Here is a 25,817-nt window from a genome sequence, read left to right as displayed (position 1 = left end):
CGGCCGGTTCAACGAAGGTCAACGGGTGGCGCGAGATGGACACTTTCCAGAGCACATTGAAACTGCAGAACATCGGGTTCCGGCCATCCACGGTCTCGGCGGGGCATGAGCGCATCGTGCGCGTGGCGTTCATCCTGCTCGACCACTTCTCGCTGACCACCCTGTCCACCGCCATGGACGCCCTGGCCACGGCCAACCTGATCAACGGCGACACGGTCTACAAGGTCTCCACCTGGTCGTTGCAGGGCGGTTTGGTGGACAGCGACGTGGGCGTGCCGCTGTCGTCTGGCCGGCTGGTGGCCGAAGGCTTCAGCCATGACGCGGTGATCGTGGTCGGCGGCCAGCGCGTGCGGCTGTCGCCCCAGCCGCTGCTGCGCCGGGTGCTGAAGCGGACGGCCGCCGGCAAGGGCGTGGTGGCGGGCTGCTGGAACGCGGCGTTCTTCCTGGCCGACGCGGGCCTGCTCGACGGCCAGGACTTCGCCTGCCACAGCGACAGCCGCGCATTGCTCGGCGAGTACTTCCCGCACTTGAGCGACAGCGGGTGCGACTACGCCTTCGGGCAGCGTCGGGCCACCTGCGCCACGGCGCCCGCCGCCTTGGACATGGTGCTGGCGATCATGCAGGAACTGGGGGCGGGCAGCGATGCGTCGCGGGTGGGCGAAATCAAACGGGTTCACCAACCCCGGCCGCAGGTTCCGCCGCGCGGCGCCGAGGCTCGCCCGGCGCTGATCCCCAAGCCGCTGGACGCCGCGCTCTCGCTGATGGAACGGCACATCGAGGAACCGCTGGAGATCGACGAGATCGCCAGCCACGTCGGCGTCTCGCGCCGGCAGTTGGAACGGCGGTTCGCCCAGTACCTGAAGGCGGCGCCCAACCGCTATTACCTGGAGCTGCGCCTGACCCGTGCGCGGCAACTGATCGTGCAGAGCGACCGCTCACTGACGGACGTGGCGTTGGCCACGGGGTTCGTCAGCTACCCGCACTTCTACAAGCGGTTCAAGGACCTGTTCGGGCTGCCGCCGATGACCTTCCGGGATTACCACTATGCGCATGAACACCAGGGCAGGCGATACGCCGTCGCCGCCGGATTCTGACTGAAGCGCCTCCACCGACGCCCTGTTCGACAGTTGTTTTCATCAAACGCCACTGCGCGCGTTCGCCGCGTGCCGGGTTCGATTTGCCATTTCGACACTAAACGGTTCAACACTATGAAAGTCAGTTCGTTGCCCGCCGATGATGACAGCTGCGGCTGGTTCCACCTGAGCCGCCCGCGCAGCCCCGAGCCCGGCCACCGGGGACACACCAGCGCCCGCTGGGTGGTGGTGGGCGCCGGTTTCACCGGGCTCGCGGCGGCCCGGCGGCTGGCGCTGAATTTTCCCGACGACAGCGTGGTGCTGGTCGAGGCCCAGGAAGTGGGGCTGGGGCCGTCGGGCCGCAACGCCGGGTTCGCCATTGACCTGCCCCACGACATCGGCGCCGAAGACTACATCGGCGACATCGACCTGGCCCGCACGAGCCTCAAGCTCAACCTGGCCGGGCAGTCGATCCTGCGCGGGCTGGTCGACCAGTTCGGCATCGAATGCCAGATGAAGGCCTGCGGCAAGTACCAGGCCGCCGTGGAGGACCGCGGCATCGCGGTGCTCGATGCCTATCGCCTGGGCCTGGACAAGCTCGGCCAGCCTTACCAGATGATCGATGAGGACGAATTGCCCGAGCACCTGGGCACGCGGTTCTACCGCAAGGCGCTGTACACGCCGGGCGCGGTGCTGCTGCAGCCGTCGGCGCTGGTGAAGGGGCTGGCGGACAGCCTGCCGGCGAACGTCACCCTGTACGAGCGCACGCCGATCCTGGAAGTGGAGTACGGCGCCAAGACCGTGCTCAGGCATGCCCACGGCAGCCTCACCGCCGACAAGCTGATCCTGGCCAACAACTCGTTCGGCATGCGTTTCGGCTTTCTGCAGGGGCGCATGCTGCCCATCTACACCTACGCCAGCATCACCCGGCCGCTGACCGCCGACGAGCAGGCGCGGCTGGGCGGCAAACCCTATTGGGGCGCGATCCCGGCCGACCCGTTCGGCACCACCGTGCGGCGCACCCCGGACAACCGCCTGCTGATCCGCAACAGCTTCAGCTTCAACCCCGACGGGCGCAGCAACCGCAAATACAACGAACGCTTCGTGCACCGCCACAAGGCCTCGTTCGACCAGCGCTTCCCGATGCTGCCGGACGTCACGTTCGAGTACACCTGGGGCGGGGCGCTGGCCATGTCGCGGAACCACAACGGCTTTTTCGGCGAGCTGGCGCCCAACGTCTACGGCGCGCTGGGCTGCAACGGCCTGGGCGTCACCCGCGGCACCGTCACCGGCCAGTTGCTGGCCGACTGGCTGGCCGGCGCGCGCGACCCCTTGATCGATTTCCTGCTCGAAGCCCCGGGGCCCAACGGCAATCCGCCCGAACCGTTCCTGTCGCTGGGGGTGAACATGAACCTCAAGTGGGGGCAGTACCGCGCGGGCCGGGAAAGCTGAACGCCACGTTTTCGCAACCGATTGAACATCGCACACACTGGAGAGAACCCATGAACTTTGACGGCATCTTTACCCCCGCCATAACGCCGCTGTCCGCCGACGGCCAAATCGATTATTCGGCGTTCGCCGAGGTGATCGAGCACCTGATCGAGTCCGGCGTGCACGGCATCGTCATCGGCGGCTCCACCGGCGAGTACTACGCGCACACCGCCGCCGAGCGGCTGAAGGTGGCCGAGCAGGCGAAGGCGTTCATCAAGGGCCGTGTGCCGCTGGTGATCGGCACCGGCGGCATCCGCACCGAAGACGCGGTGTACTTCGCCGAGCACGCCAAGTCCCTGGAGGCCGACGCCATCCTGGTGGGTTCGCCGCCCTATGCGCTGCCGACCCAGCAGGAAATCGCCGCCCACGTGCTGGCCGTGGACCAGGCGGCCGGCCTGCCGATCATGCTCTACAACTACCCGGCGCGGATGGGCGTGGGGATGGGCAACGAGTTCTTCGAAGCCATCGCCGGCTGCAAGAACATCGTCGCGATCAAGGAAAGCTCCGGCGACACCGCGCGCCTGCACCGCCTGGCCCACGCCCATCCGTCGATCCAGCTGTCCTGCGGCTGGGACGACCTGGCCCTGGAGTTCTTCGCCTGGGGCGCCCGCAGCTGGGTGTGCGCCGGCTCCAACTTCCTGCCCCGCGAACACGTCGCGCTGTACCGGGCGTGCGTCCTGGAAAAGAATTTCGACAAGGGCCGGCGGATCATGTCGGCGATGCTGCCGCTGATGGACGCGCTGGAAAGCGGCAAGTTCGTCCAGTCCATCAAGTACGGCTGCGAGCTGGCGGGCCTGCGCGCCGGCGGCGTGCGCAAGCCGATGCTGGCGCTGGACGCCGCCGAGCGGCAGGCGCTGGAGCGCGTCATCACGACGCTCAAGGACAACGTCGCCCGCATCGTCGAGGAGGCCTGACATGAGCGATCTTCTGAGCCGTCAGCAATACCGTGACCTGGCCGCCGGGCTGGAACTGCGCAACCGCGCCTTCATCGACGGCGCCTTCTGCGCGGCGCTGTCCGGCAAGACCTTCACCACCACCAACCCGGCCACCGACGAGGTGCTGACCGAGATCGCGGCGTGCGGCGCGCAGGACGTGGACGCCGCCGTCGCCGCCGCCAAGCGGGCATTCGACGACGGTCGCTGGCAGTCGCTGGCGCCGTCGGCGCGCAAGTCGGTGCTGCTGCGTTTCGCCCAACTGCTGGAGGACAACGCCCACGAACTGGCGCTGCTCGAAAGCCTGGACAGCGGCAAGCCGATCCGCGAGTGCCAGACCATCGACGTGCCCGAGACGATCCACACCCTGCGCTGGCACGCCGAACTGATCGACAAGGTCTACGACGCCACGGCGCCCACCGGCTCCGGCGCGGTGACGATGGTCGTGCGCGAGCCCATCGGCGTGGTCGGCCTGGTGCTGCCGTGGAACTTCCCGCTGCTGATGCTGGCCTGGAAAATCGGCCCGTCGCTGGCCGCCGGCTGTTCGGTGGTGGTCAAACCGGCCAAGGAAACCACCCTGAGCACCCTGCGCGTGGCCGAGCTGGCGCACCAGGCCGGGATCCCGGCGGGTGTGTTCAACGTGGTGCCCGGCGGCGGCAAGGAGGCGGGCGAGCCGCTGGGCCGTCACCCGGACGTGGCCATGGTCAGCTTCACCGGCTCCACCGACACCGGCCGGCTGTTCCTCAAGTACTCCAGCGAATCCAACCTCAAGCGCATCGTGCTGGAGTGCGGCGGCAAGAACCCGGCGGTGGTGATGAACGATGTCGAAGACCTCGACCACGTCGCCCGGCATGTGGTCAACGGCGCGTTCTGGAACATGGGCGAGAACTGCTCGGCGTCGTCGCGGCTGATCGTGCACGCCGACGTCAAGGAAGCCTTGCTCGAACGCATGCTGGCGCAGTTGGCGGACTGGAAAATGGGCGATCCGCTGGACCCGGACAACCGCCTGGGCTCGATGATCAGCAAGGCGCATTTCGACAAGGTGCGCGGTTACCTCGACGATGCCCGGGACCGACAGCTTTCGCTGCGGTCCGGCGGCGACACGGCGCAGGGCATCTTCGTCGAGCCGACGATCATCGACGGCGTCACCCGCGACAGCCGACTGTTCCAGGAGGAAATCTTCGGTCCGGTGCTGGGCGTCACCACCTTCACCACGCTGGAGGAGGCCATCGACCTGGCCAACGACACCGCCTACGGCCTGGCGGCGTCGGCCTACACCGGCAGCCTGCGCCATGCGCTGAAACTGTCGCGGGGGATCCGCGCCGGCATCGTCACGGTGAACTGCTTCGGCGAGGGGGACGCCTCCACGCCGTTCGGCGGCTACAAGGAATCCGGTTTCGGCGGGCGCGACAAGTCTGTCTGGGCCCACGACCAGTACACGGAGCTGAAGACGATCTGGATCGACGCGTCCTGATGCCTGCCTGCTGATCGACAGGCCCTCAATGGCCGGCGGCGTCTTCCAAGGCGTCGTCGGCCACGGGTTCGTCCCAGATCAGCCGCGGGTCGAAGCTCATCGCCGAGAGCATGGTGAACACCACCACCAGCCCGAAGAACAGGATGCCCGCTCGCGGCTCGATGTCGCCCAGGGCCTGGAACTTCACCAGCGCCGCCACCAGCGCCACCACCAGCACATCCAGCATCGACCAATAGCCGATCAGCTCGACGAAGCGGTACAGCTTCGAACGCTCCCGCCGCGCGCCGGCGCTGTTGCGCTGCACGCTGACCAGCAGCAGCGACAGGGCGACGAACTTGATCCCCGGCACCGCAATGCTGGCGATGAAGATGATCAGGGCGATGTCCCAGGCGCCGTGCTCCCAGAACTCGATGACCCCGCTCATGATCGTGCTGTCGGCGCCGCTGCCCAGCAGGGTGGTGTTCATCACCGGCAGCAGGTTGGCCGGCACGTAGAAGGCCAGGGCCGCGAACATGTATGCCCAGGTGCGCGCCAGGGAGTTGGTCTTGCGCCGGTGCAGCGGGGCGTCGCAGCGCGGGCAGGTGTGCGGTTCGCCGGTCATGTCGCAGGCCAGCCCGCAGCTGTGGCACAGGCACAGGTTGAGTTCGGCGGCGGTCGGCGGTCGGTTCACGGCAGCTCCCACAGGTCGCGCACGTCGCGCCCGGCGATGCGGATCAGCAACAGGCTCAGCACGGCGAGGGCGAACAGGCCGATGCCCGGCAGCACGTCCAGCATGCCCGCCAGCTTGAACACCGCCACCATCGCGCCGAGCAGGCACACCTCCAGCATGCTCCAGGGGCGCAGGGTCTCCAGCCAGCGCATGCACAGCTTGAAGCCCGGCGCACGGCGCCCGCCGAGGGCGAAGCACAGCACCCAGATCAGCAGCACCAGCTGGAACGCCGGGGCGATGATGATCGCGATCGCCGCGACCATGGCCATGAAGGTGATCGGCCCCTGGCTCAGGGCAAGCACCGAGTCCCACAGCGTCGCGCTGTTCTTCAGGCCCTGCATGCTGATGCTCATCACCGGGTAGAAATTGGCGAACAGCCACAGCATGGCGGCGGTGAAGCTCAGGGCCAGGCGTTGCTGCACGGTCATCCCGCTGTAGCGCTGGAGCACGCCGCCGCAGCGCACGCAGAGGGTCTTCTGGTGCCTGGCGAGCGTGGCCTTGCGGTACACGCCATCGCAGTGTTCGCAGATGATCAGGTCGGTGCTGGCCATGGGCGCGCTCGACGGGAAACGGGGAAGGGCAGGGACTCATTGAATATAGAAGGGCGGGGGCAATCGGCAAGCGCAAAAAAAGCGGCCCGGACGGGATTCCGGGCCGCTGGTTGGCGAGCGGTCAAAGGTGGTCGGCGTCGACGATCGCCTTGGCGAACGCCTGCGGGTTTTCCTGGGGCAGGTTGTGGCCGATGCCGCCGTCGATCAGGCGGAACTGGTACTTGCCGGTGAAGCGCTTGGCGTAGTCCTCCGGGGCCGGGTGCGGCGCGCCGTTGGCGTCGCCTTCTAGGGTGATGGTCGGCACGCCGATGGACGGTGCGGTGGCGAGCTTCTGCTCCAGCGCCTCGTAGCGGCTCTCGCCCTGCACCAGGCCCAGGCGCCAGCGGTAGTTGAACACGGTGATGGCGACGTGGTCGGGGTTCTCCAGCGCCTTGGCGCTGCGGTCGAAGGTGGCGTCGTCGAAGGCCCACTTCGGCGAGGCGGTCTGCCAGATCAGCTTGGCGAAGTCGTGGGTGTTCTTCGCGTAGCCGGCGGCGCCGCGGTCGGTGGCGAAGTAGAACTGATACCACCATTGCAGCTCGGCCTTGGGCGGCAGCGGGTTCTTGCCGGCGGCCTGGTTGCCGATCAGGTAGCCGCTGACCGACACCAGCGCCTTGACACGCTCCGGCCACAGCGCCGAGACGATGTCCGCCGAACGCGCGCCCCAGTCGTAGCCGCCGAGCACGGCCTGCTTGATCTTCAGGGCGTCCATGAAGTCGATGACGTCGCTGGCCAGGGCGGCCGGCTGGCCGTTGCGCGGGGTCTGTTCGGACAGGAAGCGGGTGTCGCCGTAGCCGCGGGCGTAAGGCATCAGCACGCGGTAACCCTTGGCCGCCAACAGCGGCGCCACGTCGTCGTAGCTGTGGATGTCGTAGGGCCAGCCGTGCAGCAGGATCACCACCGGGCCGTCGGCCGGGCCGGTTTCGGCGTAGGCCACGTCCAGCAGGCCGGCCTTGACGTGCTTGAGCGGGCCGAACGGCAGGTCGGCCTTCACGCTGGCGGCGACGGGCTTGGCCGCTTCCTGGGTGGCGGCCTGGGCCACGCCGAACGCGCCGAACTGCATCAGCGCGGCGGCAAGCACCGACAGGCCCAGCAGACGGCGGCTGGTGGCGGAAGAGGTGGCGTGCAGGGCTGGCTTCATGGGAACTCTCCTTGGCATTGGATGGGCGAGGGGTTCCGGCTGAACCCTTCAGGCTTGGGATCCAGTAAAGCGCAGGGACGTATCCGGGCTGTTTCCGGTTGCGCCGTCAGATGCCGGGGGATGTATCCCGATGGCGTCTGTACACACTGAGATACAAACCCGCTGCAGTGGGAGCCAGACCTGTGGGAGCGGGTTTGCCCGCGATGGCGGTGGGTCAGGCACCGGAGATGTCGGCAGTGCCGGCCTCATCGCTGGCAAGTCGAATCGTCGCACCGCAGCTCCCACAGGTTTTGGGGTGTGCCTGGATTCTGCAAACACCTGGGATACCTGTGGGAGCCAGCCTGCTGGCGATGGCGGTGGGTCAGGCACCGGAGATGCCGGCAGTGCCGGCCTCATCGCTTGCAGGCAAGCTCCCACAGGTTTTGTGGTGTACCTGGATTCTGCAAACACTTGGGATACCTGTGGGAGCCAGCCTGCTGGCGATGGCGGTGGGTCAGGCACCAGAGATGTCGGCAGTGCCGGCCTCATCGCTGGCAAGCCAGCTCCCACAGTTTGTGGTGGTGTGCATGAATCTTGCGAACACCTGGGATCCCTGTGGGAGCCAGCCTGCTGGCGATAGCGGTGGATCAGCCACCAGAGATGTCGGCGGTGCCGGCCTCATCGCCAGCAGGCTGGCTCCCACAGTATTTGGTGGTGTGCATGAATCTTGCGAACACCCGGGATACCTGTGGGAGCCAGCCTGCTGGCGATGGCGGTGGGTCAGCCACCAGAGATGTCGGCGGTGCCGGCCTCATCGCCAGCAAGCCAGCTCCCACAGTTTTTGTTGGTGAGCATGATTCTTGGGAACACCCGGGAGACCTGTGGGAGCTGGCTTGCCAGCGATGGCGGTGGGTCAGGCAATCGAGAGGTTGGCAGTGCGGGCCTCATCGCCAGCAGGCTGGCTCCCACAGTATTTGGTGGTGTGCATGAATTCTGCGGACACCCGGGATACCTGTGGGAGCCAGCCTGCTGGCGATGGCGGTGGGTCAGGCAACAGAGAGGTTGGCTGAACTGGCCTCATCGCTTGCAGGCAAGCTCCTGCAGTTTTTGGTGGTGTGCAGGGATCAGGACAGGAACCCGCCGTCCACATTCAGCGAGACGCCGGTGGTGTAGCTCGACGCGTCGCTGGCCAGGTACAGCACGGCGCCGGCCATTTCGCTCGGGTCGGCCACGCGCTTGAGCGGGATCTGCGCCAGGGCGGTCTTCAGGATGGCGTCGTTCTTGACCAGCGCCGAGGCGAACTTGGTGTCGGTCAGGCCCGGCAGCAGGGCGTTGCAGCGGATGCCGAACTGCGCGCATTCCTTGGCGAACACCTTGGTCATGTTGATCACGGCGGCCTTGGTCACCGAGTAGATGCCCTGGAAGATGCCCGGCGAAACGCCGTTGATCGAGGCGACGTTGATGATGCTGCCGCCGCCGTTCTCGCGCATCAGCTTGCCGGCCTCCACGGACATGAAGAAGTAGCCGCGGATGTTCACGTCCACGGTCTTCTGGAAGGCGCCGAGGTCGGTGTCCAGCACGTTGCAGAACTGCGGGTTGGTCGCGGCGTTGTTGACCAGGATGTCCAGGCGCCCGAACTGTTCCTTGATCCCGGCGAAGACCTGGCTGATCTGCTCCATCTCGCCGATGTGGCAGGCGATGGCGGTGGCCTTGCCGCCGGCGGCGATGATCGCGTCGGCGACATGTTGGCAGCCTTCGAGCTTGCGGCTCGACACGATCACATGGGCGCCTTGCTGGGCCAGCAGTTTGGCGATGGCTTCACCGATGCCGCGGCTGGCGCCGGAGACGAAAGCGATCTTGCCGTCGAGGTCGAACAACTGAGTCTTGGACATGGGTTTTCCTTGGGCAATGGGGCTCGGGCGTTGAGCTCAGAGGCTGGATTTCGAAATGACCTGCAGGCTCATCTGCTCCAGCAGCTTGTTCATGTGAATGAACTGCGCGAAGCGTTTGTCCTGGGTCTGGCCGTGGTAGAAGCGGTAGTAGATCTGCTGCACGATGCCGGCCAGGCGGAACAGGCCGTAGGTGTAGTAGAAGTCGAAGTTGTCGATCGTGATCCCGGCGCGTTCGGCGTAGTAGTCGACGAATTCGCGGCGGGTCAGCATGCCCGGCGCGTGGCTCGGCTGGCGGCGCATCAGTTGCACCGGCGCCGGGTCGTCGGCCTGGATCCAGTAGGCGAGGGTGTTGCCCAGGTCCATCAGCGGATCGCCCAGGGTGGTCAGCTCCCAGTCCAGCACGCCGATGATCTGCATCGGGTTGTCCGGGTCGAGGATCACGTTGTCGAAGCGGTAGTCGTTGTGGACGATGCTGGAGGTCGGATGGTCGGCCGGCATCTTGTCGTTGAGCCAGGCCTTGACCGCTTCCCAGTGCGGCGCGTCCGGGGTCAGGGCCTTTTCGTAGCGCTCGCTCCAGCCCTTGATCTGGCGGGCGACGTAGCCTTCCGGCTTGCCCAGGTCGGCCAGGCCGCAGGCCTTGTAGTCGACCCGGTGCAGCTCGACGAACTTGTCGATGAAGCTCTTGCACAGGGCTTCGGTCTTCTGCGCATCCAGGCCCAGCTCCGGCGGCAGGTCGGAGCGCAGGATGATGCCCTTGACCCGTTCCATCACGTAGAACTCGGCGCCCATCACCGATTCGTCGGTGCAGTGCACATAGGCCTTGGGGCAGTACGGGAAACCGTCGCGCAGCTGGTTGAGGATGCGGAATTCGCGGCCCATGTCGTGGGCGGACTTGGCCTTGTGGCCGAACGGCGGACGGCGCAGGACGAATTCCTGCTCCGGGTACTCCAGAAGGTAAGTCAGGTTCGATGCGCCGCCGGGGAACTGACTGATCCGCGGAGTGCCGGTCAGGCCCGGAATGTGCGCCTTGAGGTACGGGTCGATCAGGCCGGCGTCGAGTTCTTCGCCGGAGCGGATGCGGGTGGACTGGTCAGTAAGCGCCATGCTTATCCCTTCTGCTTATTTTGGAGGCCAGACATCATTGGCTAATCTAATGGCGTGCCGGACGGGTCACAAGGGCGCGCCGGTCTTATAGGTTAGCGTGTTGGCGGATAATCACCCTCGGGAATGTGCATCCGGCGGCGCGGCAGGCTAAGGTTTAGCGGGTCTGCGGCTTTGGGCAAGGAGCTTTGAGATGGGCTGTCCGCAAGTCTGTGCCGGCGCCACGCTGCAATGCAGTTTCGGCGCCGCGCCGTCAGCGCTCAACGTGCTGCCGGCCAACCGCACGCTGACCGGCGGGATGCCGGCGGCGAACATCATGGATCACATTCCTTTGGTCAACATCCTGCCGTTCGGCACGTGCATGAGCATGGCCAACCCGATGGTGGCCGCCGCCACGGCGGCGGCGCTGGGGGTGCTGACGCCGATGCCGTGCATTCCCGCCACCGCCACGCCGTGGATCCCCGGCGGCGCGCCGACCTTGCTGCTGGGCGGCATGCCGGCCATCGACGCCAACAGCACGCTGATGTGCACCTGGGCGGGGGTGATCAAGATCGCGATGCCGGGGCAGGTGCAGATGCTCATTCCCTGAAGCCTTTCGCCGCAGGTGCCGGCCCCATCGCCAGCAGGCTGGCTCCCACAGTGGAGCACCGTCAGCCGCCAGTCCCTTGTGAGAGCCAGCCTGCTGGCGATGAGGCCCGTCCTGCCAACGGATGCCTTCAGGCCTGCTGCGGATCCGTCCAGCGCCTGAACCACCAGCGCACCCGCGAGATCGGTTTGCCGTCGGCGTCCAGCGGCCGGCCGTCGTCGGCGAACGCCTGTTCGGGCTCCACCAGTTGCCCGTTCAGGTAGCGCGCCTGAACCGCCGGCTTGCCGTTGGGATGGAACCGCTGATAGCGCCCCTCCCGCACGCCGTCGCGGTAGAACTCGGCCTCGGCCAATTGCCCGTCGGGAAAGAAGTTCGACGCCTCGCCGTGCAGCAACCCGCGCCGGTAAGTGGCCTTGCGCTGCAGCCAGCCTTCGGGGGCGTAGAAACTGGCGACCCCTTGCAGCTTGTCGCGCACGAACGGCAACTGCGCCGAGACCTTGCCGTTGGGGTGATAGAGCAGGGACGTGCCTTGCAGCTCGCCCTGGCTGTAGTTGAGGTTCGCCTGGGCCCGGCCGTCGTCCTTGATCTGCAATGCGCCGTCGAGCTGCCCGTCCTGCAGGCGGCCCTTGAGGTGTCTGTCGTCCTGCTGCACATCCAGCGGTGTGATCGCCATGGCTTTCCCCTGTCAGTTGACCTGCACCAGCCCGCCCTTGATGGTCAGCATGCCGCCGCCGTCCACGGTCTGCGACGCGGCGCCCTTGTTGGTCAGGCTGATGCCGGCGTCGTTGGTCAGCGTAGTCCCGGCCTTGTTGTCCAGCGAGGTGCCGGCCTGATTGGTCAGGGACGTGCCGGCCTTCTGGGTGATCGACGTGCTCGCCTGCACCGCCAGGTCGGCGCCGCTCTTGATCGTGAAACTGCCGCCGCTCTGCAGGGTGAGGGTGCCGCTGACCTTGATGGTCAGGTTGCCGTCCACCGTCAGGCTGTAGTCGCCGGTGACCTTGTCGGTGTAGTTGCCGCCGGTGCTGTGGTTCTGGTCGGCGCCGACCGTCACGGTGCGGCTGTCCTTCACGTCGAGCGAGTCGCTGCCGGTCTGGATGGTCACGCTGCGCTTGCCCTTTTCCAGGGTCACGGTTTCGTCGCCGTCCTTCACCGTGCGGGTGCGGGCGTTCTGCACCGTGAGGGTCTCGTCGTGGCCGACGGTGGCGGTGGTGTCGTTGAGCACGTTGACCTTCAGGTCTTTCTGCGCTTGCAGGAACACTTCCTCGGCGTCTTTCTTGTCCTCGAAACGCAGCTCGTTGAAACCGCCGCCGCCCTTGGAGGATTGGGTCTTGATGCCCGACTGGGTCTGGTTGGCCGGCAGCGCGTAGGGCAGGGCGTTGTCGCCGTTGTACACGCAACCGGTCACCAGCGGCCGGTCCGGATCGCCGTCGATGAAGGTCACGATCACCTCCTGGCCGATGCGCGGCACGAACTGCATGCCGAACCCCTTGCCGCTCCAGGGCAGCACCACCCGCACCCAGCAGGAGCTGGTCTCGTCGTTCTTGCCGTCGCGGTCCCAGGGGAACTGCACCTTGATCCGCCCGTACTCGTCGGTCCAGATCTCCTCGCCGGACTTGCCCACCACCACGGCGGTCTGCGGGTGCATGCGCGGTTTGGGCGTGAGCCGCTGCGGGCGGTACGGCGTGGCCTTGGGGATCGCTTCGAAGCGGTTGCGGTAGTCGAGATGGCTGGCGTCGTGGACGACCCGCGTCACCACCCAATCGACGTTCAGGCTTTCGTCGTCGTGGCCGTCGAGGGTGAACCAGTGCCCCGGCACCAGCCAGCGGCAGTCGCTCTCGCCGACGAAGCGCTTCTCCTCGCTGCGCAGGCCGTCGACCCGCAATTTGGTCAGCGCATCGCCCCGGGCCTTGGCGTTGTAGCCGCCGGGGTGCTCGTACACCGAACGCGGCCCGGCCACGGCCTCGGCCTGGCCGTAGAGCGAGGTGGTGGGCGTGGTGAACTCGTAATCGGTCGCCCGGTACACCCCGGCCACGGCCTGCACGCACACCTGGCCCGTGCGGATGCCGTGCAGCTCGCGCTCGCCCAACTGCTGGCCCAGGTACTTGACCTTCGGCCCGTTGGGGATCTGCACGAAGGCGTCGTTGCTGTCGCCCAGCACCAGGGTGTGCTTGCCGTCGTCGTGGGTGAAGAACCAGAAAATGCCTTCCTCCTCCAGCAGGCGCGACACGAAGGCGAAATCGGTTTCGCCGTACTGCACGCAATACTCGCGGGGCGTGTAGCTGCCGGTCAGCGAGAGCTTGAAGTCGCTGAACCCGTGGGCGTTGAAGATCGTCGTGACGATGTCCGAGGTGCTGAGGTTCTGGAACACCCGGTTGTTGCTGGCCAGGTTCAGCCACCACAGCCACGGGCGCAGCAGCAGTTGATAGCGCTCGGCGGTGGCGTCGGCCGGCAGTTGGCGGATCTCGGCGACCAGCCCGTCGAACGGCCGGACCTGCGCATCGTTGTGCAGGGTGGTGGTGACGTGGGTGGCGACGGCGCTGCCCAGGGTGAGGGCGGCGCCGTCGTTGAGGCCGTTGAGGGTCTGCGAGCCCAGCGCGTTGAGCGCTTCGTCGCCGGACAGCGACTCAGGGAACAGCGCCGACAGCGAAGCGGCGGTGAGGGAGAGGCTGGTGTTGCTGTCGGTGGAGCGGGGCATCCGGAACTCCTCGGTTCGAAATCGCTAAACGTGTAAGCGTAATCACAGGCGCAGCCGCTGAGTGATTCCGTTCGGTTCATCGGTCCGCTCATTCATGCGTTGTGGGTATAGAACACCGGAAAGTGATCGCTGCGCATCCGTGCGCCGAACGCCATGCGAACCGGGCCGCTGTTTCTCTCTATGTCTTCGGCGCGGCGGTCGACTGCGGCGTTGCACTCGGCCGTCCACTGGGCAATATCCTCGACATACGCATAGTCCAGCGTCCTTACGGTCGCGATCCAGACCCTACGCAATCTGATGATCAGTCGGGGTCTCCTGCCTTGGCTCAACTCAGAGCGTTCAAACGCCCTCTGTTCCTCTGTCGGAGGAACGATCCTGTGCGCGGACCGGATGCTGGCATGCGTATAGCCGGGGCCTTCGGGAACCAGTTTGGTCAACACATGGCTGCCGACCGCGTATCTCTTGCTGTACGGGTTGTCAGGCTCAGATGAGCCGAACAATGTTGTTTTGATTTCCTTGTAGGATTCCCTGGCATCGTAGTTCAGGTCTCCCCCGAAAAATTTCAATGCGCTGAGCTTGAGCGTTTCCAGGTTCCGGACGATGAAGCCCACCGTATCGAGAATGTTGCCGGGCGCCAGGTAGGACGAGTTGGCGTGGTAGAACGCAAATCCAAACCCGGTTCTTATGTGCCGTATGAGTATTGCGGAACGCTGTTCTGTCCCGGAGAGCACATACTCCGTGACTTTCTCGAAGTCGCCCGCCAGTTCGTTGCGAGCGAAAACCAGGGTGCCGAGCGTGGTGCTTTTCTTCTTGCCGTCCTCTTGAAGGGAGCCTGCGACCAGTGAAAAGGAATTGGACAGCTCGATGACTAGCCTCTCGTTGAGATCACCGGTCTTTCCCGTCTCGAACAACGCCAGAATGTCGACCTCCCGCTGTGTGAGGCAATGCCTGAGAAAGGCCAGTTTTTCCCGATAGGCGACAGATGGATTGTCTCCCTGGTTATCGAAGTGCTGGGCGTTCCACATCATGATGCGAAGCGGCATGGCCTACTCCCGTGAAGTCAAATGCCAAGCGCCACCAGCTCTATGTCGGCGGGCGTCGTTGCCGGGGACTGCGTCGGCACGCTTGACGAAGCGCCACCCTGGGGCTGTGTCGGGCTGCTTGACGAAGCGGCACCACTGGCCCCGCCACCGAACGTGCAGCCGGCTTTGGTGATTTCCTTGCGGATCTCAAGCCAGATCAGTTTGTAGACTTGGTCGGTGGGGTGAACTTCATCGATGGTGGTGGTGCTTGAAGAGGCGGTGGCCTGCTCATAGCTCGAAGAGCTGACATGGGTTGCCGTGCTCGACGAAGCGCCCCACACCAGGCGGCTGTTGCTGGCGACGAGCTGAGAAATGGCTTCTTCGCTCAGGCAAGTATCGATCTCTGTGACGAAGTCGTTTTGGGCAGCGGCGAGTTCCGCCAGCTTGCGGTTGTAGATGACGACACCTTTCTCAAGCTCCTTGATTTCGTTCACCTGCTTGGCGAGTTGCTCGTAGGCTGCCGACCTCTTCTTGCCCTGGTTCACGTAAAGATCGTATTCCAGGGCCGAATCGGCCTTCTCCATGCTGCCCTGGAACCGACCCGACAGATCCTTCATTTCGATGACATTGGGGTCGGCCAATTCGCGAAGTTTCGCTTCGACCTTCTTCAAGCGCATGGTGTAGCGCACGGAGGTCAATGGACGGGCAAGGTTGACGAAAATGAAGACCGCCGCCGTGCCGAACCGTTGCGCCAGTGTCGCCAGGCGATTGCGTTGCACGGTAGCGACCTCCTGCGCCACTGTCGCCATTTGTGTGGCTGTGCATCCTGCGGTGTACAGATCGTTGGCGCCGAACCAAATGATGAACAGCATATTGCCCAATCGCTCGTTGGTGGCTTCGCAGTCCTTGGCGAACGCATCGACTTGATCCTTGAACGTTCCAAGGAAAGGGCCCTTGCTGGCTGGGGTATGGCCGCAGGCACCTCCTTCTGCGTAGTTCGCGTAGTAAAAGGAGTTGGGGCCTACGAAGCGGCTGGACTTGCTCAGCGACGTGAAGTTTTTGCTGAAGTCGACAGTCTTTTGCGCCGAGTCGAAGATCATCGACAATCCGGTCGCCTCTTCGATCATGAAGTCTGTCCAGTTGCGACAGTCGCTGAATCGACCGGTCGGACTGACGTACATCTGGTTCGTGGCCCTGGCGAGCCTGCCGCTTTTGGTCACCCATTTCTTTCCGATGTCGGAAAGGCTGTCGCCGAAGACGATGACGGAATCCATTTTCATGGGAAGCGCTCCCGGATTGTGATGTCCATATGAAAAGAAGAGATCGGTTCACCGGTTGTGCAACGGGCAAACATGATCTGTTGCGGTCTGCCAGCGGCTGTGTGGTCCATGTTCGGCGCTAGTCTTGTTCCCCACCTGCCAAGATGCCGGGGAGCAGTAAGCTGGCAGCGGTCAAAAACGCCTGCTGTTGCTCTACCAGGAGGGAGCGATCGGCGTCACTGTCGATCACATCGATGGTGCTTGCCCGCAAATGCTCACTGAGCATCCGGATGTCGTCCCCGCCTTTGCGAAGCCAGTTGTTTTGCCGGAAGCAGTAATAGTCATGCCGGGATGAGCAGTGGAGAAACCAGCCGCCGTTCTTCAGATTGGTGTTCCCGATTTCACCTTCGGTGGCTGCGGACACGAGGACATGAATGTCGACGGGACTGGATTCTTCCTGAATCCTCTCGTACGCGTTGTCCATGCAGATATCCAGACTGAACAACAGATCGTCGCACCTGAAGCGAGCGACCATTTCGCCCGGCACGAAGACCGTGGCAGGGCCCGTCAGGACTTCGTGGAAGTCCGAAACCTTGTTGTACTTGAGCATCACGCGCCCATTGAGCAGAACGTAGCAGGTGTTCTTGGCGATATGCGTTGCGTTGGCCAGTTCGTTCAGTTTGTCGTTGCTCGTTTTTGCCGGCGTGCCTGCATAGTCTCCTGACAATGCATCCGCCAGGCCGATGCTCAACATTTGCGCGTTGTCGTGGATTCTGGCGATGCTTTTTCCCAGACGCGTTGCCTTAGGTTCCGAGAGCGCTGCGAAAGGGTTGGGTGAAGCAACCTGATGCCACCATTTCCTGTCTGTCCCGGTCGGCCGGTTGATCGGCTTCTTCCAGGAAATGGAGCCGGGTATCAGCAGCGTTTCCGGATGCTCACGACTCAATTGCCTGAGCTCGCGCAAGATCATGTCTCGTTCCCCTTCGCTCAATTGACGCACGTCGTCGTAAGTCGGCGGTCGCGCGCTGTTCAGTTGGCGGCAGAACAGATTTTCAGGGGCCAGGAAAATGCGCTTGATCTTTCTTTTGGCGGGCAGTCCCCGCTGTTTTTTTTCGGCAGCCGAGTCCAGCTTTTGACAGTGGCTGCGGAAGATGTGCAGTTCATCCTCGAGCATCTTGATGCGCGACTGGATGGAGAGGTTCTGGTTGGTCATGGTGTCGCAGCACCACATGCCAACGTGAATTTTGCGCATGCCTTCAAACTCCCTCAGACAGATCGTGCCTTGCGTCATGCACAGCACTGAAACGTTGCTCTATTCCAGCGCCCACTCCGCCAGCTTTCCCGTCACCTGCGTCATCAGCACATTCTCGACATCCCGCGCACCCGCCGCGCTGCACTTGGCGAGCACCGCTTTGACGATGCCCGCGTCGAACTCGAACGGCTTGCCGGTCGCGGCCTTGTAGCGCCCGCGCAGTTTCTCAAGCTTGGCCAGCACGATGCCTTCCAGCGTCGCCTCGTCCAGCGGCCGGTAGGCGACCACCGTCATGCGCGCCAGGAACGCCGGGCGGAAGGCTTGCAGCAGGATCTTGTGCAGCGCTTCGTTGAACGCCTCGCCGCCGATCTGCGCGGCGGGCGTGTCGAGCAGCAGTTCTGCGCCGACGTTGCTGGTGGCGAGCATCACGGTGTTCTTGAAGTCCACCACCAGCCCGGTGCCGTCTTCCATCAGGCCCTTGTCGAACACGTTGTAGAACGCCTCCAGCACATCCGGGTGGGCCTTCTCGATCTCATCCAGCAGCACCACCGAATAGGGCTTGCGCCGCACGGCCTCGGTGAGCACGCCGCCGCTGCCGTAGCCGACGTAGCCGGGCGGGGCGCCCTTGAGCTGGCTGACGGTGTGGGCTTCCTGATACTCCGAAAGGTTGATGCTGATCAGATTGCGCTCGCCGCCGTACAGGGCGTCGGCCAGCGCATAGGCGGTTTCGGTCTTGCCGACGCCGGTGGGGCCGACCAGCAGGAACACGCCCACCGGTTTCTGCGGATCGGTCAGCCCGGCGCGGTAGGCCTGCAGACGCTGGGCGATGGTGCCGAGCGCCGTGCTTTGGCCCATCACCCGCTGGCCCATGCGCTGGCCGAGGGTGCGCACGGCGTGGGCCTCGTCGGCGAGCATCTTGCCGACGGGGATGCCGGTCCAGCCGGCGATGACGGCGGCGACGGTCTTGCCGTCGACCTGTTCGGGCACCAGCGGATCGTCCTGGCGGATCGCGTCCAGCCCGGCCTCCAGGCGCAGCAGTTCGGCGGCCAAGTGGTCGATGCGGCTGTCGGTGGCTTCGTCGGGTTTGTCGCTGTCGGCGCGTTCGCTCAGGTCGAGCAGTTCTCGGCGGGTGTCGAGCAGTTCGCGCACGGCCACGCGCTCTTCGCTCCAGCGGGTCTCCAGTTCGCGGATCGCCTGGACGTTGGCGGTCGATTCGCTCTCAAGCCCGGTGATGCGTTCACGGTGGTCCAGCCCCGTGGCCTGCTCCCGGCGCAGGCGTTCGAGTTCTTCCCTGAGGCTTTGCTGGCGGTGGCGCAGGCTCTCCAGCGGCGGCGGCACGTCGTGCTGGCCGAGGGCGACCCGGGCGCACGCGGTGTCGAGCACGCTGATGGCCTTGTCGGGCAACTGGCGGCCGGAGATGTAGCGGTGCGACAGTTTCACCGCCTCGTGGATCGCCGCGTCGAGCACCTGCACGCCGTGGTGCTGCTCCAGCTTGGCGGCCACGCCCCGGAGCATCTCCACGGCGGTGGTCTCGTCCGGCTCCTCCACCTGCACCAGTTGGAAGCGGCGGGCGAGGGCCGGATCCTTCTCGAAGTATTTCTTGTATTCCATCCAGGTGGTGGCGGCGAGGGTGCGCAGTTCGCCCCGGGCCAGCGCTGGCTTCAGCAGGTTGGCGGCATCGCTGCCGCCTTCGGAGCCGCCGGCGCCGATCAGGGTGTGGGCTTCGTCGATGAACAGGATGATCGGCTTGTCGGCGCTGCGCACCGCGTCGATCACGCCCTTGAGCCGTTGCTCGAACTCGCCCTTGACCCCGGCCCCGGCCTGCAGCAGGCCGAGGTCGAGCACCCGCAGGCTGACCTCCTGCAAGGACGGCGGCACGTCTGCGGCGGCGATGCGCAGGGCCAGGCCTTCGACCACGGCGGTCTTGCCCACGCCCGGCGCGCCCACCAGGATCGGGTTGTTCTGCCGGCGCCGCAGGAGGATGTCGATGCACTGGCGGATCTCGCCGTCGCGGCCGACGATCGGGTCGATGCGTCCGGCGCGGGCGTCGGCGGTCAGGTCCTGGGTGTACAGGTCGAGCACCGTATCCTGCCGGGGGGCCGGGCCGGCGTTCGGGACGGCGCGCGGGCCGACGTGCTCGCGGGAACTCTCCGTCCACTCCAGCAGGTTCGCCCGCAAGGCTTCCTTGGGGATGCGCAGCAAGGACGAGGCGCTGTTGAGCAGCAGGCTGCGGCGCTCGTCGCGGTCGATCAGCGCCAGCAGCAACAGGCCTGAGCGGATGCTGTCGATCCCCAGCACGCTGGCCTGCACCACGGCGTCCTCCAGCAGGCCGAGGGTGTGGTTCGACAGGGCCGGGGTGCGGGTGCTGCCGGATTTGAACAGGTCCAGCGCCTTGTTGATTTCCGCCGTCAGGGCATCCCGCTCCAGGCCGAAGCGCGGCAGCAGGAACGCCAGGTCGCCGCCCTCGATGTCGAGCAGTTCCAGCAGCAGGTGTTCGATCTCGACGAAGTGGTGGCCCCGTTGCAGGCAGCGCTGGGCGGCCCGCTCGAGGGCGCGGCGGTTGTCCGGGTTGAGGCGTCCGATCAGGCTGGCCAGTTCCATCTCAGGTGATCTCCAGCTGGCGAAGACGGGTTTCGATCCGCTGCACCGCCAGGCTGGCCTGCCGTTGCAGGCCGCCGTTCCAGCTCAGCAGCGCCGGGGCCTGGCGCCCGAGCTTCAGCGGGCCGGCGCCGCGCACCAGCAGCACCAGGGTGACGTCCAGGTCCGGGCCGAAGTACAGCGCGGCGAGGCTGGCCAGCGCCGGGTGCGCTTCGCCGTCCGGCAGGAAGCGCGCGGCCGCAGCCTGGGGCAACGGGCCGAGGGTCAGGCGGATGCCGGCGTGCTCGTCCCACACGCGGGTGCCGGCCACGGCGGTGCGGCCGAGCTGCAGGTTGCGTCCGCCGGCCTTCATGACGCTGCGGCTGGCGGGCGGGATTTCGCGCCAGGCGCCTTCGTAGGCATTGAGCTCGACGGGCACTTCGAACTGCTCCCGCACAATGGCGGCGAACCCGGCCAGCGAGCGGCGGCCGTCGGCGTACAGGGCCGTGCAGGCCAGCACCGCGCAGTCGGGCACGGCCTGGCGTTCCTGCAAGGACTTGGGCAGCAGCCCGGTCAACGCCCGCAGTTGCGCCTGCACCGGCGAGGCGCCGGGCGTGGTGAAGCCGAGGGCGATCCGGTGCTTGCGCATCACCTTGTACAGCAGGCTCAGCAAGCGGTGCTGGAACAGGTCGAGGAATTCGGCGGGTGCGTGATCCTTGGCCCGGGCCCGCTGCTGCAGCCATTCCTGATAGGCGTAGGGCAGGGGGCCGTCGGGGCCGCCGAGGCCGAACACCGGTGTCTCCAGCGTCAGCGGCTGGCCCGGCTCTTCGCGCAGGCGCTCGATCTGGCTGGTGGGGAAGGTCGGGGTCAGCGGCCCGCGCAGCTTCACGGCTTCGGCCTGGGGCGCGGTGCCGCTGCCCAGGGATTCGGCCTGGGGCTGTTCGCGCTCGAGCAGCAACAGCGCCTGCAGCCAATCGAACGCCTGCGGATCGCGGCGCAAGCGCTGGCCCAGGCTCAGAGCGACAGGGGCATGCCGGCTTGGGGTTGCCATGCCTTGACCTCCCTGTCGGCCTGCATCAGCACCGTGCGCACGAAACGGTTGGCGGTCGCGTAGAGCGAGAAGAACTGCGCCAGCACGGCGGAAAACAGCACGGCGCTGCTGCCGACGAAATGGTGCGGGTCGAGCTGCAGCTGCACCTCAAGACCGTTGCGCCAGCCGCGCCAGGCATCGGCGCCGACGTGGCCGATCACCCGTTCGCAGGCCAGGTGCGCCAAGCCTTCGATCTGGCGCAGTGCGCTGGCTTCGTCGCGCAGGTTGTGCAGATGGAGGATTTCCTTGAGCGCATCGAGCGCCTGCGGGCCCTCGACCAGCGACAGGTGATTGAGGGTCAGTTGCGACACCAGGCGCCAGCGCGACGCGCCGTCCAGCCGCGGCAGGCTCTGCGGGCTCGGCGGGTTGCGCAGGCGCGCCCAGGCCACCGGCCCCGGCCGCTCGAAGCCCAGCGGCGTGCCGGCCGGCAGGCTCTGGGCCAGGTGGCGGTTGGTGCACAGCAGCTCCGCCGTGAGGCTGTAGTCGGGCAGGTCGGTCGACGGTTCGAAACGGGTGTCGACGACGCTCACCAGCAGGTCGCTGCCGAGCCGGTTGGGCGTCATGCCGCTGACCCGCCGCGCATGCCAGTAACGCTGCTGATCGCCGCCGGCGTGCTGGCTGCCGTAATAGGCCGGCACCCGCTGCACGCCGGCGCCGGAACTGGCGCGCATGGCGCGGATGCTGTGGATCTCCACGCTGTTTTCCCGGTGGCTGTCGGCGATCAGGCGGTATTCGCTGCGGGTGCCGTCCGGGCGCAGTGGCTCGGACGTGCGCGGGAACAGGTTGATCACCGGCGCGCAGCCCAGGGCGATGTCGCTGGCCTGCAACGACAGGCGACTGGCCGGGGCCCGGTCGAACACGATGTACAGGAACAGGGTCTGGCTGTCGCTGGCGGCGCCGGCCAGCGGCAGGTCGAAGAAGTGGAATTTGTCCGGGAACGCGAAGTATTCGGCGAGCAGGCGCATGCCCGGATGCACGCCGTCCTCGTCCGGCAGCAGGGCTTCGTCATCGGCGAAGCCGACCACCTGCGGCAGCCCCTTGAGCGCCGCGGGCACGCTGCCCGGCGGGCCGGCCAGCACCTGCACGGCATGGGCGCCGAGCAGGTCGCACAGGCTGGCGTTGATCACCGGCGAGGCGGTCAGGTGAATGCGCAGCGTCTCGATGCCCAGCTCGCGCCACTGGCTTTCGCCCAGGCATTGCAGGCTCAGGCGCAGGGCCGAACGGGCGCTGGCGACGCCGGTCAGGGCCTGCGCTTCGTCGCTGCCCAGCAGCAACGCTTCGCTGACCTTGAGCGGCCACAGGCGCACCGCCGCGCTGGTGCGAAAGTGGATGCTGTCGCCCTTGTCGGTGGTGACGAACAGCGGCGTGTCCCTGGGCAGCGGGTAGCCGCCGTCGAGCTTGCCTTTGCTCGGGTCGGGTTCGAACTGCACGATGGCGCAGGACGGCATCGGCCGCATGGCCAGCGGGTAGAGCTGCTCCAGCAAGGCATCGCTGAACTCGGCGTAGTCGTCGTCCAGCCGGCGTTGCAGGCGGGCGGCGAGCAGGGCGAAGCCCTCCAGCAGTCGTTCCACATGGGGGTCGGGACATTCGCCCGGCGACAGTTCCAGGCGCCGGGCGACCTTCGGGTAGCGTTCGGCGAACTGGCTGCCGGCGTGGCGCAGCCAGGTCAGCTCCCGTTGGTAGTAGTCGAGCAGTTGCGGGTCAATCGAGTCGCTCATGGCGCACCTCCAGCCCTTCGTCGCCGGGTTCGATGACGAACGCCACCGGCCAGTGCCGCTGGCCGCTGCGCAGTTCGCCGAGCAGGCGGATGCTCAGCCGCTGGGGATGTTCGGGCAGGGGATTGACCTGAACCTCGCCCAGGCGCAGGCGCGGTTCGAAGTGGTCGATGGCTTCGCGGATGTCCCGCGAAAGGCGCCGGCGGTCATCGCTGCGCTGCTGTTGCAGGGCGCTCCAGTCCGCGATGCCGTAGTCGATGACGCTGGGTGGGCGGGTCAGGGTCTTCGGGCCCCGGCGGGTGTTGAACAGGCGCGACAGCTCGGTGTGCACCGAGTCGAGCAGCGCCTGGCGGTCGAACACCGGCGCGCCGTCGTTCTCGCCGGACGCGAGACGCTCGAACAGCGGCGCAAGGATGCCGGTGTCTGCCATGGCCGGGGCGTCCGCTTAACTGACCAGCTTGTTCGCGGCCATGTCCCAGGTCGAAGCGGCGGTGCCTTCCTTGGTGCCGTCGTCCTTCTGCGCGGTGAGCTCCCATTTGATCTTGGTGAAGTTCAGGGACAGGGTCTCGACCGGTTTGCCGCCGGTGCCGCCGCTGACGCTGACGTTGGAGATCACCACGTTGGTCAGGGTGTAGATGATGAAGGGCAGCAGTTGGCCGCTGCCTTCGGCGGCGTTGCGGCCGATGGTGATCTTGGCCTCCGGGATCGGCTTGCCGGCGCAGCAGTATTCGTTGAGGGACGGGGTGGAGGTGTCGACGAACTTGGTCAGGGTGAACTCGCCGACGTGGGGCTTGCCGCTGGTCCGCTCCGAGTTGCTGACGTCGTTGGTCACTTGCATCGCCACGTTGTGGCTGTAGGACATGACTTCGATCTTGTCCGCGTAGCCCTCGAGCAGGCTGTCGCCTTTGATGTCGCCGCCGAGGTCGAGAATGATTGCATCCATCGCTTGGAACTCCTGAAGAAATTCATATGGGGCACATGGCTTGCTGTGTGGCGAGCGAGCTTGCTCGCGCTGGGCCGCGCAGCGGCCCTCGCTTCAAAAAGAGCGGGGCTGCTGTGCAGCCCAGCGGGAGCAAGCTCCCTCGCCACAGGTCTTTTCATTCGCTTGCCGGGTGCGGCTTACGCGGCCACCGGCGGCGGCAGGGTCGCGACCAGGCGGATCGACGCGGTCAGCTCCTCCAGCTGGAAGTGCGGCCGCAGGAACACCGTGGCCCGATAGGCGCCGGGCTTGCCGGCGACTTCGGTGACGTCCACCCGCGCTTCGCGCAACGGGTACTGCGCCTTGATCTCCTGGGGCGCGTTGTCGTTGATCAGCACGTAGTCGGCGATCCAGTTGTTGAGGTAGCTCTGCACGTTGTCGCGGGTCATGAAGCTGCCGACCTTGTCGCGCATGATCACCTTCAGGTAATGGGCGAACCGCGACGCGGCGAGCACGTACGGCAGCATCGCCGAGATCCGCGCGTTGGCGTTGGCCTCGTTGGTGTTGTAGACCTTGGACTTGTTGGTGGTCTGGCCGCCGAAGAACACCGCGATGTCGCTGTTCTTCTTGTGGCACAGGGCGATGAAGCCGAGGTCGTTGAGCTCTTTTTCGCGGCGGTCGGTGATGGCCACCTCGGTCGGGCACTTGAGCGACAGGTCGCCGGAGCTGGTGCGGAAGGTGTGCGCCGGCAGGCCTTCGACCGCGCCGCCGCCCTCGGCCCCGCGGATCGCCGCGCACCAGCCGTACTTGGCGAAGGCTTCGGTGATGCGCTGCGACAGCGCCCAGGCGGCGTTGCCCCACAGGTATTTGCTGTGGTCGGTGCCGTTGACGTCCTCGACGTAGTTGATGCCTTCCACCGGCGAAGTGTCCGGGCCGTAGGGCAGGCGCAGCAGGAAGTGCGGCAGCACCAGCGACACGTAGCGCGAGTCTTCGCTGTCGCGGAACGAGCGCCACTTGATCAGCTCCTGGCTCTCGAAGACTTTCGACAGGTCACGGGGCACCGCCAGTTCGGTGAAGCTGTTCATGTCGAACAGCCGTGGGCTGGCGGCGGCGATGAACGGCGCGTGGGCAGCGGCGGCGACGTTCGAGAGCTTCTCCAGCAGGCCGATGTCCTGCGGATGCCGGCCGAAGGTGTAGTCGCCCACCAGCAGGCTGAAGGGGTGGCCGCCGAAGGTGCCGTATTCCTCTTCGTAGATCTTCTTGAACAGCGCGCTCTGGTCGAACTCGACGGCTTTCTCCAGATCGTTCTGCAGCTCTTTCTGGGTGACGTTGAGCAGGCGCAGCTTCAGCCGGGTGCTGGTCTCGGTGTTCTGCACCAGCATGTGCAGGCCGCGCCACGACGCCTCAAGCTTCTGCAGGTCCGGGTGGTGCAGCACTTCGTTGAGCTGGGCGCTGATCAGCTCGTCGATCTGGCTGATGCGGTCGTTGATCATGGCCACGGTGTCCTTGTCGATGGCCATGCCTTCGTCAAGCACCTGGGTGGCGAACTCCGCGAGCATGTCGCGGGCGTAGTCCTGCTGACTGTCGTCGTGGGCCATACGGCCCTCGGCAATGATCTTGTCCAGCAGTGACAAGGTCTGGGTCGTGCCTTCGCTGGCTTCGTTCTGGGCGGTGGCGGGCATGGTGGATTCTCCCTGGATTCAAGTGGACGGTCAGGCTTGCGGTTCGGCCGGCGCTTCGGCGTCGGCGGCCGGGACAGCGGTGTCCGGGCGGGCCGACTTGATTTCCTGCAAGCCTTCGGTGTTGGCGATGACATCGCGCAGCAGCTTGTCCAGGTCGTCGTTGCCGTCGAGCTTGGTCAACAGGTCGCGCAAGCGCTGACGGGCTTCGAACAGACGGCGCAGCGGGGTGACTTGCTCCACCACCTTGACCGGGTCGAAGTCGTCGATGTGCTTGAAGTTCAGTTCGATGTTCAGCTTGCTCTCGTCGCCGGTCAGCGTGTTGTTGACCTGGATCGTGGCGCGGGGAGCGATGGAGGCGAGCACTTCGTTGAAGTTGTCGCGGTCGATTTCGGTGAAGCGCCGTTCGGTCAGTTTCGGCAACGGCTCAAGGGGCTTGCCGGACAGGTCGGCGAGGATCCCGACCACCAGCGGCAATTCCTTCTTCTCGATGGCGTTGCCGATTTCGACGTCGTAGGTGATTTGCACTCGGGGCGGGCGAACCCGGTCGAGCTTGTGCTGGGTGCTTTCTGCCATGTCGGCGGACTCCGATGCGATGGGCGGGCGCAATGCATCGGGGTGGCCCGCTCATCGCTTTCCCT

Annotated in this window: 22 protein-coding genes; 5 read left to right on the top strand and 17 right to left on the bottom strand. The window is 65.8% G+C overall.

Annotation, left to right across the window (positions count from 1 at the left end):
* Positions 1–35 precede the first annotated feature (35 nt).
* The 4 genes from ACIP0B_RS04615 (at position 36) to ACIP0B_RS04600 (ending at position 4,970) form a co-directional block, all read left to right on the top strand.
* Positions 36–1,094, top strand: a complete 1,059-nt coding sequence (locus ACIP0B_RS04615; RefSeq protein WP_400830134.1) for a GlxA family transcriptional regulator — start codon at positions 36–38, stop codon at positions 1,092–1,094.
* Positions 1,095–1,208: 114 nt separating this feature from the next.
* Complete coding sequence (locus tag ACIP0B_RS04610; protein ID WP_400830132.1) at positions 1,209–2,525, top strand: NAD(P)/FAD-dependent oxidoreductase; 1,317 nt, start codon at positions 1,209–1,211, stop codon at positions 2,523–2,525.
* A 50-nt stretch (positions 2,526–2,575) separates the two neighbouring features.
* Positions 2,576–3,478: a dihydrodipicolinate synthase family protein gene (locus ACIP0B_RS04605; RefSeq protein WP_400830130.1), complete on the top strand. Its 903-nt coding sequence runs from the start codon at positions 2,576–2,578 to the stop codon at positions 3,476–3,478.
* Between the two features lies 1 nt (position 3,479).
* The gene (locus tag ACIP0B_RS04600) at positions 3,480–4,970 is read left to right on the top strand and encodes an aldehyde dehydrogenase (protein WP_400830129.1); all 1,491 of its coding nucleotides are present in this window, start codon (positions 3,480–3,482) and stop codon (positions 4,968–4,970) included.
* Between the two features lie 25 nt (positions 4,971–4,995).
* Here the strand turns inward: ACIP0B_RS04600 and ACIP0B_RS04595 are convergent, their stop codons facing one another.
* The 5 genes from ACIP0B_RS04595 to ACIP0B_RS04575 all read right to left on the bottom strand — a co-directional run bounded on the left by ACIP0B_RS04595 (position 4,996) and on the right by ACIP0B_RS04575 (position 10,385).
* Positions 4,996–5,640: a paraquat-inducible protein A gene (locus tag ACIP0B_RS04595; RefSeq protein WP_400830127.1), complete on the bottom strand. Its 645-nt coding sequence runs from the start codon at positions 5,638–5,640 to the stop codon at positions 4,996–4,998.
* Complete coding sequence (locus ACIP0B_RS04590) at positions 5,637–6,230, bottom strand: paraquat-inducible protein A (RefSeq protein ID WP_400830126.1); 594 nt, start codon at positions 6,228–6,230, stop codon at positions 5,637–5,639. Before ACIP0B_RS04590 ends, ACIP0B_RS04595 begins: the two co-directional genes overlap by 4 nt.
* 121 nt (positions 6,231–6,351) lie before the next feature.
* Complete coding sequence (locus ACIP0B_RS04585; protein ID WP_400830125.1) at positions 6,352–7,410, bottom strand: alpha/beta fold hydrolase; 1,059 nt, start codon at positions 7,408–7,410, stop codon at positions 6,352–6,354.
* A gap of 1,103 nt (positions 7,411–8,513) precedes the next feature.
* A complete protein-coding gene (locus ACIP0B_RS04580; RefSeq protein WP_085583449.1) occupies positions 8,514–9,281 on the bottom strand; it encodes an SDR family oxidoreductase in 768 nt (255 codons plus the stop codon).
* A 36-nt stretch (positions 9,282–9,317) separates the two neighbouring features.
* A complete protein-coding gene (locus ACIP0B_RS04575) occupies positions 9,318–10,385 on the bottom strand; it encodes a phosphotransferase family protein (RefSeq protein WP_400830123.1) in 1,068 nt (355 codons plus the stop codon).
* Positions 10,386–10,575: 190 nt separating this feature from the next.
* Here ACIP0B_RS04575 and ACIP0B_RS04570 point away from each other — a divergent pair, with 190 nt between their 5' ends.
* Positions 10,576–10,971 carry a DUF4280 domain-containing protein gene (locus ACIP0B_RS04570; RefSeq protein ID WP_400830122.1) on the top strand — a complete coding sequence of 132 codons (396 nt, stop codon included), beginning with the start codon at positions 10,576–10,578 and terminating at the stop codon, positions 10,969–10,971.
* A gap of 127 nt (positions 10,972–11,098) precedes the next feature.
* Here ACIP0B_RS04570 and ACIP0B_RS04565 read toward each other — a convergent pair whose 3' ends face one another.
* The 12 genes from ACIP0B_RS04565 to tssB all read right to left on the bottom strand — a co-directional run bounded on the left by ACIP0B_RS04565 (position 11,099) and on the right by tssB (position 25,752).
* A complete protein-coding gene (locus ACIP0B_RS04565; protein WP_085707348.1) occupies positions 11,099–11,641 on the bottom strand; it encodes a toxin-antitoxin system YwqK family antitoxin in 543 nt (180 codons plus the stop codon).
* A 12-nt stretch (positions 11,642–11,653) separates the two neighbouring features.
* A complete protein-coding gene (tssI, locus tag ACIP0B_RS04560; protein ID WP_400830120.1) occupies positions 11,654–13,663 on the bottom strand; it encodes a type VI secretion system tip protein TssI/VgrG in 2,010 nt (669 codons plus the stop codon).
* A 92-nt stretch (positions 13,664–13,755) separates the two neighbouring features.
* Positions 13,756–14,706 (bottom strand): endonuclease/exonuclease/phosphatase family protein, encoded by a 951-nt coding sequence (locus ACIP0B_RS04555; RefSeq protein WP_400830119.1) that lies wholly within the window; start codon positions 14,704–14,706, stop codon positions 13,756–13,758.
* Between the two features lie 17 nt (positions 14,707–14,723).
* The gene (locus ACIP0B_RS04550) at positions 14,724–15,965 is read right to left on the bottom strand and encodes an SGNH/GDSL hydrolase family protein (RefSeq protein ID WP_400830118.1); all 1,242 of its coding nucleotides are present in this window, start codon (positions 15,963–15,965) and stop codon (positions 14,724–14,726) included.
* A gap of 118 nt (positions 15,966–16,083) precedes the next feature.
* The gene (locus ACIP0B_RS04545; RefSeq protein ID WP_400830115.1) at positions 16,084–17,196 is read right to left on the bottom strand and encodes a hypothetical protein; all 1,113 of its coding nucleotides are present in this window, start codon (positions 17,194–17,196) and stop codon (positions 16,084–16,086) included.
* Positions 17,197–17,256: 60 nt separating this feature from the next.
* Entirely contained in the window at positions 17,257–19,797 is a 2,541-nt protein-coding gene (tssH, locus tag ACIP0B_RS04540) for a type VI secretion system ATPase TssH (RefSeq protein WP_400830114.1), read from the bottom strand.
* 1 nt (position 19,798) lies between these two features.
* The gene (gene tssG / locus ACIP0B_RS04535; protein ID WP_400830113.1) at positions 19,799–20,824 is read right to left on the bottom strand and encodes a type VI secretion system baseplate subunit TssG; all 1,026 of its coding nucleotides are present in this window, start codon (positions 20,822–20,824) and stop codon (positions 19,799–19,801) included.
* Positions 20,788–22,581: a type VI secretion system baseplate subunit TssF gene (gene tssF / locus ACIP0B_RS04530; protein WP_400830111.1), complete on the bottom strand. Its 1,794-nt coding sequence runs from the start codon at positions 22,579–22,581 to the stop codon at positions 20,788–20,790. Before tssF ends, tssG begins: the two co-directional genes overlap by 37 nt.
* Entirely contained in the window at positions 22,565–23,008 is a 444-nt protein-coding gene (tssE, locus tag ACIP0B_RS04525) for a type VI secretion system baseplate subunit TssE (protein ID WP_400830110.1), read from the bottom strand. Before tssE ends, tssF begins: the two co-directional genes overlap by 17 nt.
* 15 nt (positions 23,009–23,023) lie before the next feature.
* Complete coding sequence (locus tag ACIP0B_RS04520; RefSeq protein WP_007958866.1) at positions 23,024–23,521, bottom strand: Hcp family type VI secretion system effector; 498 nt, start codon at positions 23,519–23,521, stop codon at positions 23,024–23,026.
* Positions 23,522–23,697: 176 nt separating this feature from the next.
* Entirely contained in the window at positions 23,698–25,179 is a 1,482-nt protein-coding gene (gene tssC, locus ACIP0B_RS04515; protein ID WP_400830108.1) for a type VI secretion system contractile sheath large subunit, read from the bottom strand.
* 30 nt (positions 25,180–25,209) lie between these two features.
* The gene (gene tssB, locus ACIP0B_RS04510; protein WP_085583473.1) at positions 25,210–25,752 is read right to left on the bottom strand and encodes a type VI secretion system contractile sheath small subunit; all 543 of its coding nucleotides are present in this window, start codon (positions 25,750–25,752) and stop codon (positions 25,210–25,212) included.
* Between the last annotated feature and the right edge of the window lie 65 nt (positions 25,753–25,817).

The organism is Pseudomonas sp. NPDC089534, from assembly GCF_044749305.1.
In the GTDB taxonomy this organism is placed as follows: domain Bacteria; phylum Pseudomonadota; class Gammaproteobacteria; order Pseudomonadales; family Pseudomonadaceae; genus Aquipseudomonas; species Aquipseudomonas ekonensis.
This window is presented reverse-complemented; position numbering and strand designations above follow the sequence as displayed.